We start from the raw sequence: 16,208 nt of genomic DNA on the forward strand, positions 1-16,208 counted from the left end.
CCAACGAGGATACATGCCGATGCCCGTGGACGCAGCGACCATGGAGCCCGATGCCCGACCGCGTTTCCGTCCTTCCGTTCCCCGCCCGCTTCGCGAACAGCCGGGGCTGTTCGCCTTCCTAAAGGCGGTGCGCGCCAATCCGATCACCACGTGGCTCGAAGAGCATTTCGTTGAGCCGGTCGTGGCGCGAGAGGGTGCGATGGGCCGCGTGACCGTGGTCAGTGACCCTGCCCTGATCCGCTACCTGTTCGTCGAGAACGCTGCCAATTACCGCAAGGACGACCTGCAGCGCCGGGTTCTCGCGCCGGGCCTCGGCAACGGCCTTCTCACGGCGGAGGGCGAGGAGTGGAAACTGCAGAGGCGGACCCTCGCGCCGATTTTTTCGGCCCGCCACGTCCTCGGTTTTGCCGCTCCCATGAATGAGGCCGGGGCGAAAATCGGCCGTCGCCTCGCCCGACGCGATGGCACCACCGTCGACGTGGCGCTGGAAACGACCCGGGTCACCCTCGACGTGCTCGAACGAACCATCTTCACCGAGGGGCTCTCCAGCGATCCCGACGCTCTCGGCCGCGCCATCACGCGCTTCCTCGAATCGGTCGGGCCGGTGGACCCGATGGACGTATTCGGTGTCCCCGCCTTCGTGCCGCGTATCGGCCGCCTTCGGGCGAGGCCCGCGATCCGCTTCTTCGAGGAGGTCGTGAACGCGCTCATCGAGCGCCGGCGCGCGCAACTCGATGGTGGAACGGCGCCTTCCGATCTTCTGACGTTGCTGCTTCAGGCTCAGGACCCTGAAACCGGCAAAGGTCTCAGCGACTTCGAAGTCCGCGCCAACATCGTCACCTTCATCGCCGCCGGTCATGAGACGACGGCGAATGCGCTGACCTGGGCTCTCTATTGTCTGTCGCAGGACCCCGATACCCGAGCTCACGTGGAGCGTGAAGTCGATGCGGTGCAGGGTGATGTATTCGATGCCGACGCACTCCCCTACACCAAGGCGGTGATGGAGGAGACGATGCGGCTGTTCCCGCCCGTTCCGTTCATGAGCCGGCAGGCCATCGCGGAGGATCGGATCGGCCGGATCAAGATCCCGCAGGGATCACTGATCATGGTGGCACCCTACGTGCTCCACCGCCACCGGACGTTATGGGACGAGCCCGAGACGTTCATGCCTGAACGTTTCCTGCCGGAGAACAGAGCGGCGGTGCAGCGATTTTCGTACCTGCCGTTCGGAGCCGGACCGCGCGTCTGTATCGGCCAGAGCTTCTCGCTCCAGGAAGCCGTCATCGTGCTGGCGCATATGATCCGTCGAGTACGCTTCACATTGCCGGCGGATCATGCCCCGGTGACGCCGTTGCAGCGCGTAACGCTCCGACCAGAACATGGCTTACGGATGCGAGTGGAGCGGCGGGCCTGACCTGACCCGCGGCACCATTATGGGATAAGCGAAGCGCGCTTCGGCTCAGTTCTTCTTGCGGAACGCATCAAGGCTCACGACTTCGGCGCCGGCCTCACCACCCTCGGGCTTCTTGGCCGCTGGCCGGGCCGGCTTTCCGTCCGCGCCATCCTCGGTCTTGTCGAGGTTCTGGCTCGCACCCTGCGCGGGCAGAAGTTTGGGAACGCTTGCGCCGATCGCCGCGACGGCATTGCCTTTCGGCATGATCTCGCTCGGCTCCGATGCGGCGCCACGCGGCGCGTTCTTCGAGCCCGGGACCTGTGGAGCATCGTCCGAAGCGTCATCCTCAGCCGTCTCGTTCAAGTCGAACTTCAGGCCGAACTGCACGGAGGGATCGAAAAACCCGCTCAGAGCATCGAACGGTACGAGCAGACGCTCTGGTACTCCCGAGAAGGACAGACCGACCTCGAACGCATGTTCGGTGACGCCGAGGTCCCAGAACTGATGCTGGAGGACGATGGTCATGTCCTGAGGGTATTTCTCCCGCAACCGCTGGGACATCCGCACCCCCGGCGCCTCTGTCCGGAACGATACGTAGAAATGATGCTCCCCCGCGAGGCCTTCGCGGGCCGCGTCGGTCAATACCTTGCGCACGACGCCGCGAAGGGCATCCTGAACCAGAAGGTCGTAACGGATCAGATCGTCTGCCATCGCTTGTCGCTTTGCCCGGTACCTGCCGGAATATCGCGCTGGTGGCGCACCGGGTCGGTGAATTGACGTGAAGGCTTGCCGGACTCGGGCCCAGGTTTCAATCGCGCCGTTGCCGCCGTGGTGGCCACGGGGGGCGGTGAATTGACACCGTATCCAAGTACCCAGAATTCTGCTGAAAACGCCTGGGTCCATCGGCTTTCACCGAAGTCTGTCAGGCGCCTAGCCCGGCCTCTCGACCGAGCGGATTGAATATAGAGGGAGAGGCGTCGCTTTTGAAGCCCGATCCTGTCGTGGAGATGTCCGCGGAGCGGGCAATCGCTGAAATGGCTCGCCATGAAGGCGACGGGCGGTCGAGGCGCTCGTCGTTCCATCTGGCCGCGACCGCGTTTCGGGATGCCATCGGCCTCGTCCTGGTAACGCTGTCCATCATGGTCGTCGCGGCCATCGCCGCGATGCTCATCGTTCGAGTCGGCGCAGACATCCTGCAGGGTATCGATCCGCTGGCCAGCGACGTCCGCCGACCCCGGCTCTATCCGCAACAGATGGTCCTACGGGAGGTGGCGAGCGACATCCTGCGACAATGCCTGATCGTCACCATCGTCATCGGTACGGCGATCTGGTCCGCGGGCAAGGCTTGGCGCGCCAAGCTCGCGCTCAGTCCGGTCGACGCACCCGGCCTCGCTCCTTCGAGGCTTCTCGCCATCATCCTGTTCTGGCCCTTCCTCCATATTCTGTGGGTGATCGCGACCGCGGATGCCTTTCACATGGCGTTCGGACGCAATGTCGGCCTGTCGCCCCTGCTCAGCAGGACGGGCGCGGTCGCTTGGCTCGCCTTCACGATCGTCCTGGCTCCCGTGGCGGAGGAGCTGCTGATGCGCGGGGCCATGTTCGAGAGGGCATCGCGCTTCCTCAAGCCGTGGGGAGCCATCCTCTCCACCTCGGCGCTGTTCGTGCTGCTTCATCTCCAGGTCGGCAGCATCGCCCGTCCGGTCTCCCTAGTCCCCCTGGCCCTGATGCTAGGCTGGCTGCGTTGGCGGACCGGGCGGCTATGGCCATGCATCCTGCTCCACGTCTGGAGCAATCTCGCCGTCGTCGCCTACTTGCTGTGGCCGGCGTCCGCCTGACGCTCGCCTCCCGACCCGCTTCGCGGTATCGCAGGAGACAAGAATGGGATCCCGATGCACGCCTATCATCAGCTCATCGAACGCATCCTCTCCGAGGGGACGCGCAAGGACGACCGAACCGGCACAGGCACGCTCTCGGTCTTCGGCCACCAGATGCGCTTCGACCTGGCGCAGGGCTTCCCGCTTGTGACGACGAAGCAGTTGCATCTGCGCTCCATCATTCACGAGCTGCTCTGGTTTCTCACCGGTGACACCAACGTGCGGGCGCTCCAGGCCAACGGCGTCACGATCTGGGACGAATGGGCCGACGCCAACGGCGATCTCGGTCCGGTCTATGGCCGGCAATGGCGTTCCTGGGCTAAGCCCGACGGCGGTGCGGTGGACCAAATTTCCTGGCTCGTGGACGAAATCAGGCGGAACCCCGATTCCCGTCGCCTGATCGTTTCGGCCTGGAACCCGGCCGACCTCGATAGGATGGCGCTGGCGCCCTGCCATTGCCTGTTCCAGTTTTATGTCGCCGACGGACGGCTCTCGTGCCAGCTCTATCAGCGCTCGGCCGACGTGTTTCTCGGCGTGCCCTTCAACATCGCGTCCTACGCGCTGCTCACTGCCATGATCGCGCAGGTGACCGGTCTCAGGCCCGGCGATTTCATCCATACCCTGGGCGACGCCCATCTCTACGTGAACCATCTCGACCAGGCGCGGTTACAGCTGACTCGTGAGCAGCGCCCGCTGCCACGCCTCGTTCTCAATCCGGAAGTCCGCTCGCTGTTTGAATTTCGGTTCGAAGACATCGCCATCGAAGGCTACGCGCCGCATCCCGCCATCCGTGCGCAGGTGGCGGTCTGATGTCTGTCTCCTCCCGCCCCCTCATCAGCCTCGTCGTCGCCATGGCCCGCAATGGCGTCATCGGCCGCGACAACGGCCTGATCTGGCGCCTCGGCAGCGACCTGCGCCGCTTCAAGGCACTCACCATGGGCAAGCCGCTCCTGATGGGCCGGAAGACCTACGAATCCATCGGACGACCATTACCCGGCCGACGCATCATCGTTCTCACCCGCGATCAGTCACTCTCGATTGCGGACGTCAATGTCGTGCACGATTGGGAAGGGGCCATCGCGGCGGCCGGCGATGCGGAGGATCTGATGGTGGCCGGTGGGGGGGAGATCTATGCCCTGGCGCTACCGCATGCCGACCGCATCTACATGACGGAAGTCGACATTTCTCCTGAGGGAGACACCGTCTTCCCCAGCTTCGACAGAGGTACCTTCCGCGAGACATCCCGGGTCGCACACCCGTCCGGCGATCGGGATGAATGCGCCTTCGCATTCGTTGATATGGAACGGGTCCGGTAACTCTACGCCGCGACGCATTGTGCAAGAGCGCCCGGCGCTGTTGCCTTTCCCCTTCATGATGCCCACTTGCCAGCCTTGACAGGACGGAGTGGCGACACTCAGTACCGTGAGACGGATCGGCCCGAAGCGGCAACGCGCCGGTCCGAACTCGAACGTCACTGCCTCAGCGGGAGATATCGGCGAGCATGCCTTGGAGCAATCAAAGCGGCGGCGGTGGCGGCAACGGGGGAGGGCCCTGGGGCCGTGGCGGCGGCGGCAATGGAGGCGGGGGCGGCCCGTGGGGTAGCGGCGGTGGAGGCGGCGGCGGTAAAACGCCCCCCGACCTCGAAGAGATCCTCCGTCGTGGCCAGGACCGTCTGCGTGGCATCATCCCCGGCGGTTCCATGGGCGGCGGCAAGGGTGTCGCTGTGGCCGGCGGCATCGTGCTGTTCATCTGGCTCGCCACCGGCATCTACACGGTCGCGCCGCAGCAGGTCGGTATCGAGACGATCTTCGGCCGCTACACGAACACCACCGGCCAGGGGCCGCATTACAACTTTCCCTATCCGATCGGCGCAGTCACAAAGCCGAATGTCGGTCAGGTCAACAGCGTCCAGATCGGCTACCGCGCAGGCGCCGGGTCCCAGTCGCGGGGCCGCGACATGCCTGAGGAAAGCCTGATGCTCACGGGCGACGAGAACATCGTCGACCTCGATTTCGAGGTGCAGTGGCGCATCAATCCGCTGAAGGCGTCGGACTTCGTCTTCAACCTCGAGAATCCCGAAGGGACGATCAAGGCAATTTCCGAGAGCGCCATGCGCGAAGTGATCGGTCGCCGGAATATCCAGGCGATCCTGACCAACGAGCAGTCCAGCGTGGCCCAGGAGGTCAAGGAGATCACCCAGAAGGCTCTCGACGAGTACGGCGCCGGTGTCCGCATCGAAGTCGTCCAGCTCGTGGCCGTCAACCCGCCGCCGGATGTTCGGCCCGCCTTCATCGACGTGAACGCGGCTCAGCAGGATGCGGAACGCGCTCAGAACGAAGCCCGCACCTATGCGAGCCGCGAGGTTCCGCAGGCTCGCGGTAAAGCCTCGCAGATCGTCCAGGCCGCGGAAGCCTACAAGACCCAGGCGACAGCGGACGCTACTGGTCAGGCGGCCCGCTTCCAGCAGGTCTACGAATCCTACAAGCTCGCACCGGCTGTCAGCCGTGAGCGCATCTTCCTCGAAACGATGGAGCGGGTCCTGGGCTCGGTCAACAAGGTCATCATCGACCAGAACGGAACCGGCGTTGCCGGTGGAGCAACGGGCGCAGGCGTCGTTCCGGTGCTTCCGCTGACCGAATTCGGCAATCGCAACACCAATACGGGGGCTGGACGATGAACAATCCCGCTCTTCGCACCGGCGTCCTCTTCCTCCTCGCAGTGCTCGCCGTCGCGCTCTATGCTTCGGTCTTCACCGTCGGACAGATGCAGCAGGCCCTGGTGATCCAGTTCGGCCGGGTCCGCACGGTCCTCAATCAGACCGGCACCGAGAAGCCGGGCCTGTACTTCAAGGTTCCGCTGATCGAGAACGTGGTGCTCTTCGACAAGCGCGTCCTCGATCTCGATCTTCCGGTTCAGACGCTTCTGACTGCCGACCGGCAGAATCTGGAAGTCGATGCGTTCGCCCGCTACCGCATCGTCGATCCGCTGCGCTTCTATCAGTCCGCAAATAACGTCCTGCGCGCCAACACGCTTCTGGCGAGCTTCACCAACTCGGCCCTGCGTAACGTGCTCGCCCGTTCGACCCGCGACGCCATCGTGCGGACCGAGCGTTCGCATCTGATGAACGTCATCCAGGGTGATGTGAACAATCAGGCGAAAGAGCTGGGCGTGGAAATCGTCGACCTGCGCATGACCCGAGTCGATCTTCCGGCGCAGAACTCGACCGCCGTCTACAAGCGGATGATCACCGAGCGTAACCGTGAGGCCGCCGATATCCGCGCGAACGGCGATCAGATCTCTGCGACGATCAAGGCGAAAGCGGACCGCGACGTCACCGTCGTCCTGTCGGAGGCCAACCAGACTGCTGAAACCCTGCGAGGCCAGGGCGACGGCGACAGGAACCGGATTCTCGTGGAGGCTTTCGGCAAGGACCCTGATTTCTTCGCCTTCTATCGGTCGATGCAGGCTTACGAAACTGGTCTGAAGGGGCCCGAGACACGCCTCGTCATCAACCCGAACTCGGATTTCTTCCGTTATTTCAACGATCCGCAGGGGCGTGCTCCGGCAACTGCACCGCGCGCATCGGGTTCGGCGGATGCGGCTCCGACGACCGGGACCGTCCGCTGAAACGGGCGTCCACTGACTGACCTACCCTTGATCGTCCGCTTCGGCGGACGATCTAAGCCTCGTCTCAACAAGAGGTCGACCATGATTTCCGCCGCGAGCGCCAGAACGGCGCGACGTCCCCGAGCGTTCCACCAGACGGCACGCTCGGCCTTCGCCGCCGTGTCGTTCGCCACCGCGGTGGCGTTCACGGGCCTCGCGACTCCGGCCCTGGCGAAGGGACCTGAATCCCTTGCCGATCTTGCCGAAAAGGTGACCGACGCCGTCGTCAACATCTCGGCCTCTACCACTGTGGAGTCGAAGACGCCTGGCCGGACGATGCCGCAGCTGCCTCAGGGCACACCATTCGAAGATCTTTTCGAAGAGTTCTTCAGCAAGCGTGGTCAGCGCGGTGACGGGGATTCACCGCGTCCGCAATCGCGCAAGTCGAACTCCCTCGGCTCGGGATTCATCATCGACGCGTCGGGCATCGTAGTAACGAACAACCACGTCATCGGAGACGCCAACGACATCCAGGTGATCCTGCACAACGGCACCAAGCTGAAGGCAGAGATCATCGGCAAGGATCCCAAGATCGATCTTGCCGTTCTGCGGGTGAAGCCAGAGGCCGACAAGCCGCTGAAAGCTGTGCCCTTCGGCGATTCAGAGAAGATGCGCCCCGGCGACTGGGTCATCGCCATCGGCAACCCGTTCGGTCTCGGCGGCTCGGTCTCAGCCGGCATCGTGTCCGCACGGGGCCGCAACATCGAGTCCGGCCCCTACGACAACTACATTCAGACCGATGCGGCCATCAACAAGGGCAATTCCGGTGGCCCACTGTTCAACATGGATGGCGAAGTCATCGGCATCAATACGGCGATCCTGTCGCCGACGGGTGGCTCGGTCGGCATTGGATTCGCCGTTCCTTCCGCTACGGCCTCGCAGGTCATCGACCAGCTTCGTGAGTTCGGCGAGGTTCGTCGTGGCTGGCTCGGCGTACGCATCCAGAACGTCGATGACGCCACCGCCGACGCCCTTGGCCTCAAGGGCGGCGCCAAGGGCGCGCTGATCGCGGGCGTCGACGAGAAGGGCCCTGCAAAGACGTCCGGACTCGAAGTCGGTGACGTCATCACCAAGTTCAACGGAACGACGGTGAAATCGTCCAGCGACCTTCCCCGCATCGTCGCATCGACGCCGGTCGGCAAGGTGGTCGAGGTCATCGTGGTCCGGAAGGGTACCGAGACAACCAAATCGGTCACCCTTGGCCGCCTGGACGATCCTGAGAAGCCGCAACTCGCCAATGCCAAGCAGCCTGAGGCGGAGCCCGCGATTCGGCAGGCCCTCGGACTCAACCTGTCCGGGATCACAGACGAGCTGCGCCGCCGCTTCAGCATCAAGGACAGCGTCAAGGGCGTCGTCGTCACGCGCGTCGACCCCAATTCCACCGCCGCCGATAAGCAGATCAAGCCGGGTGAGGTGATCGTGGAGGTTGGTCAGGAATCGGTCTCGTCTCCCGCCGACGTGACGAAGCGGGTGGATCAGCTGAAGAAGGAGAACCGCAAATCGGTTCTCCTCCTCGTGGCGGCCGCATCGGGTGATGTGCGCTTCGTGGCGATTGGACTGGAATAGGCGCTGTCTCCATCGACAATATCGGCCCGTCCCGTGCGCGGGATGGGCCTAGCTATGCCGCCCGGCCGGGACATTCGGCTTGTGCGACTCGGCGGCCGGCGCGTAGGCTCATCTTCACGATGAGACGAGACAACCGATGACGGCGGTCGCCTTCGACACCTTGAAATTCGCCCGCTCCCTTTGCGAGAAGGCGAAGCTGTCGTCCGAACAGGCCGAGGGCCTCGCGGACGCATTCACCGAACTGTTTCAGGGCGACATCGCCACGAAGTCCGATATCGGATCGGTGAAAGTCGATATCGAAGCTCTTCACTTGTCGACACGAGTGGATATTGAAGCTCTTCGGCTGTCCACGAGATCAGACCTTCGCGAAGCCCTGGCACGGCTGGAAGCCAAGATCGAAGCCACGAAGGCCGATATCATCAAGTGGATGTTCGGCACGATCGGCTTTCAGACCCTGATCATCCTCGGCGCCGTCATTGCCCTGGCACGGATCGTCCGCTGACGGCGTAGTCCTACGCGACGAACTCGTTCGCCCCGTAACCCTGCAGGTAGAGAAGCGCGGTCAGGTCGCCGTGGTCGATGCGGACATCCGCCGCCGCCGCGACCTTGGGCTTGGCCCGAAACGCCACGCCGAGCCCGGCCTCGCCGAGCATGTCGAGATCGTTTGCCCCGTCGCCCACCGCCAGCGTGTCCTCACGGTCGAGGCCGAAGCGCGAGCGCAGGGCGATCAGCGTCGCGCGCTTGGTCTCCTTGCCGACGATCGGCTCCAGCACCTCGCCGGTGAGATGACCATCCTTCACCCCGAGGGTGGTGGCGTGAGCCTCGTCGAAACCTATCGTCGCCGCAATCGGTCCCGTGAACAGGGTGAACCCGCCGGAGACCAAGCAGGTATGGGCGCCGTTGGCCTTCAGCGTCCGGACGAGGACGCGGCCCCCCGGTGTGAGGGTGATGCGGTCCCGGATGAGATCGTCCACCACGCCGACCGGCAGATCGCGCAACAGGGCGACACGCTCGCGCAGGGCCGGCTCGAAGGCGATTTCGCCGCGCATGGCCCGCTCGGTGATGGCGGCGACGCGGTCCTTCAGGCCGATCGTGTCGGCGAGCTCGTCGATGCATTCCTGCTCGATCATGGTCGAATCCATGTCGGCCAGGAACAGTCGCTTGCGGCGGTGGGAGCCGGCCACCTGCACGGCGACGTCGAACGGTTCGGCGGCGAAGGCCGCCCGTAGCCGCCGCGCCATCGCGGAAACCTCTTCACCGGAGCCGGGAAACAGGATCTCGGCCGCCACCTCGCCATGGAGGATGCGCGGTTGATGATCGGTCCGCAGCACGGAACGGGCTTCCGCGAGAACCGCATCGGTGATGGCGGGCCGGCTCTCGTTTGCTATCAGGGTCGCGACGAGGGTCATCGGGGAGTGTCCACGCCTTGCCGCCGGTCACGGACGGATCACACAGACAGGCGCCCCCGGCGGCGATCCTCATCGCAGGGCCTACCGCCTCGGGCAAGTCCGGGCTCGCGACGGAACTCGCGCGCCGTCACCACGGCGTGGTCATCAACACCGATTCCATGCAGGTCTATGCCGACCTGCGACGGTTGTCGGCGAGACCGAGCGTCGAGGAGGAGGCGCTGGCGCCTCACCGGCTCTACGGCGAAGTGGATGGCGCGGTGAATTACTCGGCCGGGCACTTCGCCCGCGATGCCGCGAACCTCCTCGACAACCTGAACGGCCGGCTTCCGATCTTCGTCGGCGGCACCGGCCTATATTTTCGTGCCCTGGAAGAGGGGTTGTCGGACCTGCCGCCGGTCCCCGATGAGATCCGAACCGCGCTTCGCTCACGGGCCGAGGACCGGGCCACCGACCTGCTCCATGCCGACCTCGCGGAGGTAGATCCCGCTGGAGCGGCGACCCTGCGCCCCACCGACCGCGCCCGGATCATGCGAGCGCTCGAAATCTTCGCCGCCACCGGGAGACCGATCTCGGCGTTTCATGGCGAGCGCGTCGCCGGGCCGCTGGCGGGCAAACGTCTGCTCAAGCTGTTCCTCGCCCCCGAACGCGAGACCCTGCGCGCCCGGATCGACCGACGTTTCGTGGCGATGATCGAGGAGGGCGCCCTCGACGAGGTCTCGGCCCTGCGGGAGCGCCGCCTCGATCCGCTCCTGCCAATCATGCGCGCCCACGGCGTTCCGGGCCTCATCGCCCATCTCGACGGGACGATCCCCCTCGCCGAGGCGATCCAGCGCGGCCAGGGCGATACAAGGCGCTACGCCAAGCGGCAATTCACCTGGTTCCGCCACCAGATGGGCGAGGACTGGGCCTGGACCGATCCCGACGCGGCCCTCGCCGTGGCGACCAGCCTCATTTTTCCAGGCGGGCGATGAGGCTCGACGTATCCCAGCGGTTGCCACCCATGGCCTGCACGTCGGCATAGAACTGGTCGACGAGGGCGGTGACCGGGAGCTTGGCGCCGTTGCGCCGGGCTTCGAGGAGGAGAATGCCGAGATCCTTGCGCATCCAGTCGACGGCGAAGCCGAAATCGAATTTTTCGGCATTCATCGTCCGGCCGCGATTCTCCATCTGCCAGGAGCCGGCCGCGCCTTTCGAGATCACGTCGAGCACCGCATCCACGTCGAGCTCGGCACGCTTGGCGAAGTGGATCGCCTCCGACAGGCCCTGGACGATGCCGGCGATGCAGATCTGGTTGACCATCTTGGTGAGCTGGCCGGAGCCCGCCGGTCCCATCAGGCGTGAGGCCTTGGCGAAGCTGAGGATCGCGGGCTCGACCTTGGCGTAGGTGGCCTCGTCCCCGCCGCACATCACAGTGAGCGCCGCGTTCTCGGCGCCGGCCTGTCCGCCGGAAACGGGAGCGTCGATGAAGCCAAGGCCGAGTTCGGACGCGGCCTGGGACAGTTCGCGCGCGACCTCGGCCGAGGCCGTGGTGTGATCGACGAAGATCGCGCCCTCCTCCATTCCGGCGAAGGCACCGTCCTCACCCAGCGTCACGCCGCGCAGGTCGTCGTCGTTGCCGACGCAGGCGAAGACGATTTCCTGTCCGGCAGCCGCCTCGCGCGGGGTCTTAGCGAAGGCGCCCCCATTGGCCTTCACCCAGGCTTCCGCTTTGGCGGTGGTCCGGTTGTAGACGGTGACGTCGTAGCCATTCTTGGCGAGATGACCCGCCATCGGGCCGCCCATCACACCCAGGCCCAGGAACGCGACCTTCGCCATCATCCGTCTCCATCCGTCACTACGTTTGCGACGGGTCTAGATTCGATGGCCGTAGGGGTCAAACGCGAGACGGACTCAGCCGCCGGTGACGTTCATATGGCGCGGCACGGCGGCCGGACGGGCGCGCTCGATGACGAAGTCATGGCCCTTGGGCTTTCGCGCGATCGCATCGATCACGGCTTGAGTGACGAGGGCGTCGTCCGCTGAGGCGCGCAGGGCCTCACGCAGGTCGACCGCGTCTTCCTGGCCGAGACACATGTAGAGCTTCCCCGTGCAGGTCAGGCGGACACGGTTGCAGCTCTCGCAGAAATTATGGGTCAGAGGCGTGATGAAGCCCAGCCGCCCCCCGGTCTCGGCAATGCGGACATAGCGGGCAGGGCCACCGGTGCGGTCCGGCAGCGGAATCATGGTGTATCGCTGTTCGAGACGTGCCCGGGCAACAGACAGTGGCAGGAACTGGTCGGTGCGGTCACCATCCACTTCACCGAGGGGCATCACCTCGATGAGGGTCATGTCCATGCCATCGCCATGGGCCCAGGCGATCATGTCGGCGATCTCGTCTTCGTTCACGCCCTTCAGCGCCACGGCGTTGATCTTGACCTTGATCCCGGCCTTGCGGGCCTTCTCGATGCCGTCGAGCACGACCTTGAGGTCGCCGCGCCGCGTCACGGCGCGGAACTTGTCCGGGTCAAGCGTGTCGAGAGACACGTTCACGCGCTTGATGCCGAGTTCGGCGAGTTCCGATGCGAAGCGACCGAGCTGCGTGCCGTTCGTCGTCATCGTCAGCTCTTCCAGGGCGCCGGTGCCCAGATGGCGCGACAGACGACGGAAGAGATGCATGATGTCGCGGCGAACGAGCGGCTCGCCGCCGGTGATCCTGAGCTTGCGCACGCCCCGGTCGATGAACACGCCACAGAGCCGGTCGAGTTCCTCTAGCGTGAGCAGATCACGCTTGGGCAGGAACGTCATGTCATCCGACATGCAATAGACGCATCGCAGGTCGCAGCGATCGGTCACGGAGATGCGAAGATAGGTGATAGCCCGCTGGAACGGGTCTATCAGGGGCGCTTGCGCTTTCGAAGCTACGGGTTCGGCATAGGCAACACCCATGGGAGACTCGTGGCTCTTGGCTGGGGAGATTTCTGAAGCGTGGTCGCGCGAGGAACCTAGCATCACTGGCATATGAGGCGTTGGTGGCCAGGGAGCAAGCGCATGCCGACGCATGCCCCGTACGCTCTACACATATATTGCATCCGAGACTGTTACAGGCATGAGAGTTCCAGTATGAGCCAGCATCACGCCGATCCCCTCCCCACCGGACAGCAGGTCGCCGCACCGGAGCGGTGGCCCACCGAGATCCGCCTGTCAGGCGACAAGCGGACGCTGAACGTCTCCTTCGAGGATGGCGGCAAGTTCGCGCTGCCAGCGGAATATCTGCGCGTCTCGAGCCCCTCGGCCGAGGTTCAGGGACATTCCCCCGCCGAGCGCAAGGTCATCGGCGGAAAGCGAGACGTGGCGATCCTCTCGGTGGAGCCGGTGGGCAATTACGCGGTGAAGCTGACCTTCGACGACATGCACGATACCGGGCTGTTCGGCTGGGGCTATCTCTACGACCTCGGCCGTGAGTACCGGAACCGGTGGGCGACGTACCTGTCCGAGCTCGAAGAGCGCGGCCTCGTGCGCGATGCCGCCCGGCGTCCGGCCACCAATCCGGCAAAGGGCGAGCCTCCGAAGAGCGAAGGAAGCTGCGGAAGCGGGTGCGGATGTCACTGACCGCCACCGCGGACCCGAACGGTATCGCGACCCCGACTCCCGCCACCAGCCGCCGCATCCTGGCGCTGGCCCTGCCGATGACGCTCGCCAACGTCACCACCCCGCTCCTCGGTTTCGTCGGGGCGGCGGTGATCGGGCGACTCGGCGATGCCGCTCTCCTCGGCGCCATGGCGCTGGGCGCGGTGGTGTTCGATGCGATCTTCTGGTCCTTCGGCTCGCTTCGCATGGCGACGGCGGGGCTCACGGCTCAGGCGGCAGGTGCCCGCGACTCGGCCGAGATCGACCGGATCCTGGCCCGCTCGCTTGCGGCCGGAATCCTGGTGGGGCTCGTCATTGTCGCCGCTCAGGTGCCGATCGCGACCGGGGCCTTCGCGCTCAGCGGCGCGAGCCCGGCAGTAATCGCGGGTCTCGCCACCTATTTCCACATCCGCATCTTCGCGGCCCCATTCACGCTGGCGAACTATGCCATCCTCGGCTCGGTGCTCGGTCGTGGGCGGACCGATCTCGGACTTCTGCTTCAGGTGGCGATCAACCTCGTCAACATCGTCCTGACCCTCATCCTCGTGCTCTGGGCGGATCTCAGCGTCGCGGGAGCCGGCATGGCCACGCTCGTCGCCGAAACCGCCGGAACCGGCATCGGGCTCGTCCTGCTGGCCCGGCTCGGCTCGCGTCCGTTCGCGGTACCGTTCGCCGTCATTCGCGATCCCCTGGCATTGGCGCGCATGCTCAGCGTCAATGCCGACGTCATGATCCGCACCCTGCTGCTGGTCGGTGCCATCGCCCTGTTTTCCGCGCTCGGTGCGCGCTCGGGCGACGTGATCCTGGCGGCGAATGCCGTCCTGTGGAATCTCTTCCTCATCGGAGGGTTTTTCCTCGACGGATTCGCCACCGCGGCCGAGACGCTGTGCGGGCAGGCGGTCGGCGCGCGTGACGAAGCCGGTTTCCGCCGCGCGGCCCGCCTTAGCGTAATCTGGTGCGTTGCCTTCGGCCTAGCGGTGGCGACACTGTTCCTGGCCTTCGGCGCGGCCTTCATCGATACGGTCACGACGAGCCCGGAGGTGCGCGAAACGGCGCGTGCGTATCTGGCGCCCGCCGCACTCGCACCTCTCGTTGCCTCCGTGCCGTTCGCCTTCGATGGAATCTACATCGGCTCCACGTGGACACGGGCCATGCGCAATCTGATGATCGCGGCCACCGGCGTTTACGCCGTGGCGATCGGCATCGCTCACACCGCAGGCTTCGGGAATATGGGTCTGTGGCTCTCGTTCCTGATTCTGCTGGCGGCACGCGGCGCCAGTCAGGCCCTGGCCTATCCGGGGCTCGCCCGCCGGACCTTCGATACTGCGCCTATAGCAAGGGAGGTGGGCACGCCCTGACCGTCGCCGTCCGAGCCGGATTGGTGCCGTTCAGCTTCGATCGATACACTGAGCACGTCTCACCTGCCGGGGATCGGCGCCGGTATCCATCCGCGCCGCCTCATCGGAGTCCTCCGTGCCCTATACCACCCTCTCCGACGTCGCCCCCGCCATCGATACGTCGCCGCGCTTCGCTTCCTCGGTTCCCGACACCGTCATCGCGATCCCGGTCTACAACGAGGCCGAGCGGATCGAGGCCTGCCTCCGCGCCATCGACGCGCAGGAGGGCGTGCGTCCCGGCAGCCTCGGGCTTTATCTGTTCCTGAACAATTGCAGCGACGGCACGGATCGGATCGTTGCCGAACTCGTACAGGACATGTCGATCCCGGTCCGGGTCAGGATGGTGACCTTCGACGGCGCCCATGCCGGATGGGCGCGCCGCGCGGCCATGGAAGCCGCTGCCGAATGGATCGGCCCGGACGGCACCGCCGGAACGATCCTGACCTCGGATGCCGACAGCCGGGTGCCGTCGGATTGGGTTGCGCGCAACCTCGCAGCCTTGGATGCCGGGGCCGATGCCGTAGCGGGGCGCATCCAGATCGATGAGGACGAATGGGCGGCACTGCCCAAGTCGCTTCGCGCACGGGGCAAGCTCGAAGATGCCTACAGCGATCTCCTGACCGAGTTGGAAGCACGGATCGATCACGATCCGCACGATCCCTGGCCGTGCCACCGGACGACGATCGGCGCCACGCTCGCCGTCCGCCTCTCGGCCTACCGTAAGGTGGGGGGCATGCCGATGATCGCTCTCGGCGAGGACGGCGCTTTCGTAGCAGCCCTGCTGCAGCACGGGCTGCGGGTCCGGCACGCCAAGGACGTCGTCGTCACCGTTTCCGGCCGCCTGGTCGGCCGCGCGCCCGGTGGCGTCGCCGATACGATACGCGCGCGCTGCGAGGTGCCTGACAGCCTCTGCGATGCACGTATGGAGGCGGTTCCCCGCGCGCTCTACCGCTATCTGTGGCGACGCCGCCTTCGTCGGCTCCACGCCTCGAGCGCCTTGGCGACCACCACGGCCTGGGCACGCAAACTGTCGATCCCCGAGGCGGATGCCGTGCGGATCGCCAAGCAGCCTCTCGTCGGACTCGCGGTCGCCGAGATCGAGCGTGTCAGCCCCAAACTAGTCTACCGCCCGCTCGGCCCTCGGCAACTGCCCCGCCATATCCGCCTGGCAACGGTCGTCCTTACATTCCTACGCGCTGCTTCGGCCCTGAACCGCAAACTGCCGTCCCCCGAACTGCCTGAAGCCAAGACACTGCCTGAAGCCAAGACAATGGCGGTCGATCCCGCCTCTCGCTGA

At 65.4% G+C, this 16,208-nt stretch carries 16 protein-coding genes; 12 read left to right on the plus strand and 4 right to left on the minus strand.

The features are described from left to right. The first annotated feature begins 19 nt into the window (after window positions 1-19). Window positions 20-1,414, plus strand: coding sequence for a cytochrome P450 (locus ACYQOP_RS13625; RefSeq protein ID WP_461222696.1), 1,395 nt, complete (start codon window positions 20-22; stop codon window positions 1,412-1,414). 45 nt (window positions 1,415-1,459) lie between these two features. Here the strand turns inward: ACYQOP_RS13625 and ACYQOP_RS13630 are convergent, their stop codons facing one another. Further along, a complete protein-coding gene (locus ACYQOP_RS13630; RefSeq protein WP_207413685.1) occupies window positions 1,460-2,104 on the minus strand; it encodes an SspB family protein in 645 nt (214 codons plus the stop codon). Window positions 2,105-2,427: 323 nt separating this feature from the next. Between ACYQOP_RS13630 and ACYQOP_RS13635 the strand changes: the two genes are divergently transcribed. From ACYQOP_RS13635 to ACYQOP_RS13665, 7 genes are all read left to right on the plus strand, one after another. Next, complete coding sequence (locus tag ACYQOP_RS13635) at window positions 2,428-3,228, plus strand: lysostaphin resistance A-like protein (RefSeq protein ID WP_461222697.1); 801 nt, start codon at window positions 2,428-2,430, stop codon at window positions 3,226-3,228. A 54-nt stretch (window positions 3,229-3,282) separates the two neighbouring features. Then, window positions 3,283-4,077: a thymidylate synthase gene (locus ACYQOP_RS13640; RefSeq protein WP_461222698.1), complete on the plus strand. Its 795-nt coding sequence runs from the start codon at window positions 3,283-3,285 to the stop codon at window positions 4,075-4,077. Next, entirely contained in the window at window positions 4,077-4,583 is a 507-nt protein-coding gene (locus ACYQOP_RS13645) for a dihydrofolate reductase (protein ID WP_461222699.1), read from the plus strand. Before ACYQOP_RS13640 ends, ACYQOP_RS13645 begins: the two co-directional genes overlap by 1 nt. Window positions 4,584-4,768: 185 nt before the next feature. Then, the gene (gene hflK, locus ACYQOP_RS13650; RefSeq protein WP_056424630.1) at window positions 4,769-5,944 is read left to right on the plus strand and encodes an FtsH protease activity modulator HflK; all 1,176 of its coding nucleotides are present in this window, start codon (window positions 4,769-4,771) and stop codon (window positions 5,942-5,944) included. Continuing rightward, window positions 5,941-6,894, plus strand: coding sequence for a protease modulator HflC (gene hflC, locus ACYQOP_RS13655; protein WP_056424635.1), 954 nt, complete (start codon window positions 5,941-5,943; stop codon window positions 6,892-6,894). Before hflK ends, hflC begins: the two co-directional genes overlap by 4 nt. An 81-nt stretch (window positions 6,895-6,975) precedes the next feature. Beyond that, complete coding sequence (locus tag ACYQOP_RS13660) at window positions 6,976-8,499, plus strand: Do family serine endopeptidase (RefSeq protein WP_207412669.1); 1,524 nt, start codon at window positions 6,976-6,978, stop codon at window positions 8,497-8,499. 136 nt (window positions 8,500-8,635) lie between these two features. Continuing rightward, window positions 8,636-9,001, plus strand: coding sequence for a CCDC90 family protein (locus ACYQOP_RS13665; protein WP_461222700.1), 366 nt, complete (start codon window positions 8,636-8,638; stop codon window positions 8,999-9,001). Window positions 9,002-9,011: 10 nt separating this feature from the next. On the opposite strand, the gene serB is transcribed toward ACYQOP_RS13665, so the two are convergent. Then, the gene (serB, locus tag ACYQOP_RS13670) at window positions 9,012-9,908 is read right to left on the minus strand and encodes a phosphoserine phosphatase SerB (RefSeq protein ID WP_461222701.1); all 897 of its coding nucleotides are present in this window, start codon (window positions 9,906-9,908) and stop codon (window positions 9,012-9,014) included. 17 nt (window positions 9,909-9,925) lie between these two features. Here serB and miaA point away from each other — a divergent pair, with 17 nt between their 5' ends. Beyond that, on the plus strand, window positions 9,926-10,879 hold the full coding sequence (gene miaA / locus ACYQOP_RS13675; protein ID WP_461222702.1) for a tRNA (adenosine(37)-N6)-dimethylallyltransferase MiaA: 954 nt from the start codon (window positions 9,926-9,928) through the stop codon (window positions 10,877-10,879). Here the strand turns inward: miaA and ACYQOP_RS13680 are convergent. Next, the gene (locus ACYQOP_RS13680) at window positions 10,857-11,723 is read right to left on the minus strand and encodes an NAD(P)-dependent oxidoreductase (RefSeq protein WP_461222703.1); all 867 of its coding nucleotides are present in this window, start codon (window positions 11,721-11,723) and stop codon (window positions 10,857-10,859) included. The genes miaA and ACYQOP_RS13680 overlap by 23 nt on opposite strands. 75 nt (window positions 11,724-11,798) lie before the next feature. Further along, window positions 11,799-12,833 carry a GTP 3',8-cyclase MoaA gene (moaA, locus tag ACYQOP_RS13685; RefSeq protein ID WP_461222704.1) on the minus strand — a complete coding sequence of 345 codons (1,035 nt, stop codon included), beginning with the start codon at window positions 12,831-12,833 and terminating at the stop codon, window positions 11,799-11,801. A gap of 174 nt (window positions 12,834-13,007) precedes the next feature. Between moaA and ACYQOP_RS13690 the strand changes: the two genes are divergently transcribed. From ACYQOP_RS13690 to ACYQOP_RS13700, 3 genes are all read left to right on the plus strand, one after another. After that, complete coding sequence (locus ACYQOP_RS13690) at window positions 13,008-13,496, plus strand: gamma-butyrobetaine hydroxylase family protein (protein WP_461222705.1); 489 nt, start codon at window positions 13,008-13,010, stop codon at window positions 13,494-13,496. Continuing rightward, entirely contained in the window at window positions 13,487-14,872 is a 1,386-nt protein-coding gene (locus ACYQOP_RS13695; RefSeq protein ID WP_461222706.1) for an MATE family efflux transporter, read from the plus strand. The genes ACYQOP_RS13690 and ACYQOP_RS13695 overlap by 10 nt, the downstream gene beginning before the upstream one ends. A 151-nt stretch (window positions 14,873-15,023) precedes the next feature. After that, on the plus strand, window positions 15,024-16,208 hold the full coding sequence (locus ACYQOP_RS13700; protein ID WP_461225314.1) for a glycosyltransferase family 2 protein: 1,185 nt from the start codon (window positions 15,024-15,026) through the stop codon (window positions 16,206-16,208).

The organism is Methylobacterium sp. CM6247, assembly GCF_054817925.1.